This is a genomic window from Photobacterium sp. 1_MG-2023 (assembly GCF_030547945.1).
In the GTDB taxonomy this organism is placed as follows: domain Bacteria; phylum Pseudomonadota; class Gammaproteobacteria; order Enterobacterales; family Vibrionaceae; genus Photobacterium.
On sequence record NZ_JAUORR010000066.1, the window covers coordinates 1 to 2,094 of the forward strand.

Below are 2,094 nucleotides of genomic sequence, written 5' to 3' on the forward strand. Positions count from 1 at the left end.
GTACAACGGCAACTCAATGCCGATCCTGTATTCAATAATTGGGAAGTTCAATATCAGACATGTAGTCGTATTTATAAGAAAATAATCAAAAAGGAATCGGCGATTTTAGAGTGGGAGGTCGACTATTGGGGACAATTTGGGAAATGGGGATTACCCACATTCGTGTTTTTTGTCTTCGCATTTATGCCATAGTTTACTTTATATTGGGTAGGTAGAGATACAGAAGAAATATATCAAATCGTATTTATGGGATTTTTGGTTTTACCATTACCAATTCTAATTATGGTACTTGGCGCCGAATGGTTCCCAACTCGCTACTACCAGAAAATCACGGCGTCTGGGTTTTATTCCTATGGCGTTAGACTTGGACGTGAACGACGTCAAAATATGGCTAAGTATTGCATGATTGGTGGTTTAATCATCGCGATCATCTTACTTTTTGTCGCGGGCCCAATGGTTTTTGTTGGGGCTGGCGCCGCCTCGCTCTCATTTTTAAAGTTAGGTTCAATACCAGAGCAAGAGCCTGAAGAAAGTGCTTGGCCCTGGTTGGGGGTTTATAGCCTGGTATTATTGAAGAAACCTTTTTTATATCACCTCTATAAGGTAGGGACACATGGTGGTAATGAATTGATTTTAACTAAAGATCAGCTGTCTCAAGTGCAAGAAATTCTGATACAATATGGTCAGCATGAAGTGGATATTTTGGATAAAGAGGAAGACGTATTTTATAATCGATGGTGGGATCACCAAGATACGATGCCATTTCGTAGAGTTGAAGCACCCAATCGTGACATGTCCACTTTAGATAGTAAAAGCTAAGTTGAATGACATATCTCCCTTCATCCTCTTAATTATATGAAGAAACAATCCGCCAATCACTGTATTGGCGGTTTTTTTATTTATCTGGGAAACTAAAGCAGGGATATGAATTGGTCAGATTATGAGTGAGTCAAATGGATAATTACAAACGTGTTTCATTTATTTATAAGAGTGTGAGAGGTAGAATCGATAATGATAATAATCTCAAAGGTTTTATAGATAAAGAAGAAGCGTGCAAAAATATTTATGCAGAAATTGTACAATGTGAACCAGCCATTATGGAATGGGAGGTTGATTATTGGGGGAGATGTGGTCAGTGGGGTATGCCTCTTTTCTGGTGTTTTATGATCATATTTTTACCTTTTAGCTTTATCATCCCTGTTACAGGTAATTTTTCTGAGAACTACCCTTATTTTATTTTTGCAGGATTAACAGTTTCATTTCCACTCGTCATTTTCATTCTAGCCGCAGAATGGTTTCCGGTTAGATACTACCAGAAGATCACTGCTACCGGTTTTTACTCCTATGGCGTGAAAGCAGGAAGTGAGCGACGAAAAAAAATGGCACAATACTGCATGATTGGTGGATTTACAATTGCTTTTATTTTGCTATTTGTTGCCGGACCTATGGTTTTTGCTGGGGCTGGCGCAGCCTCACTCTCATTTTTAAAATTAGGCTCTATTCCTGAAACCGAGCCAGAAGAAAGCGCATGGCCTTGGTTAGGTATATATTGTCTCCTAATAAAGAAACCTTTTCTATACAGGTTATATAAAGTACAGACTCAAGGTGATAACCATCTGATTTTGACATCTGATCAAATTGAAGAAGTTAAAAAGATTATAACAAGCTATAATTATCATGAGTTATCCGTGATATTTAAGGAAGAGGACTGGTTCCATGACCATTGGTGGAATGTTCGTGATAAAATGCCATTTTATGACGAAAATCAATAATTCCGGATGATTTGTTGGTTTGTTTTTTGAATTGATTTAATTTAATTTATCATGACTTGATTTTATTTTTAATTAATCCACCAATAACAATTGGTGGATGATTTTTCGAGTACATCTATAGAATAAATTAAGCAGAAACTTGAGCAGCCAGATTGTGAGTGAGTTGGATGGATAATTATAAAACTGCTTTATACAATTACAAAAAAGTTAGAAAAATTATTGATGATAATGTTGAACTTGATGATTATTCAGATAAAGAAAAAGAATGCATGAAGATTTATGCTGAAATCGTTAAGAGTGAACCTGCAATCATGGAGTGGGA

General features: G+C 36.5%; 3 protein-coding genes. All 3 read left to right on the forward strand.

Annotated elements, in window-relative coordinates; genetic code table 11:
* On the forward strand, positions 1–192 hold a 192-nt coding region (locus tag Q4579_RS22805; RefSeq protein WP_303567243.1), incomplete at its 5' end, for a hypothetical protein.
* Between the two features lie 54 nt (positions 193–246).
* On the forward strand, positions 247–819 hold the full coding sequence (locus tag Q4579_RS22810) for a hypothetical protein (protein WP_303567244.1): 573 nt from the start codon (positions 247–249) through the stop codon (positions 817–819).
* A 134-nt stretch (positions 820–953) separates the two neighbouring features.
* Positions 954–1,772: a hypothetical protein gene (locus Q4579_RS22815; RefSeq protein WP_303567245.1), complete on the forward strand. Its 819-nt coding sequence runs from the start codon at positions 954–956 to the stop codon at positions 1,770–1,772.
* Positions 1,773–2,094: the final 322 nt, after the last annotated feature.

Coding starts and splice junctions, on each gene's coding strand:
- Q4579_RS22810 (WP_303567244.1), top strand. CDS start 247: ATGGGATTTTTGGTTTTACCATTACCAATTCTAATTATGGTACTTGGC.
- Q4579_RS22815 (WP_303567245.1), top strand. CDS start 954: ATGGATAATTACAAACGTGTTTCATTTATTTATAAGAGTGTGAGAGGT.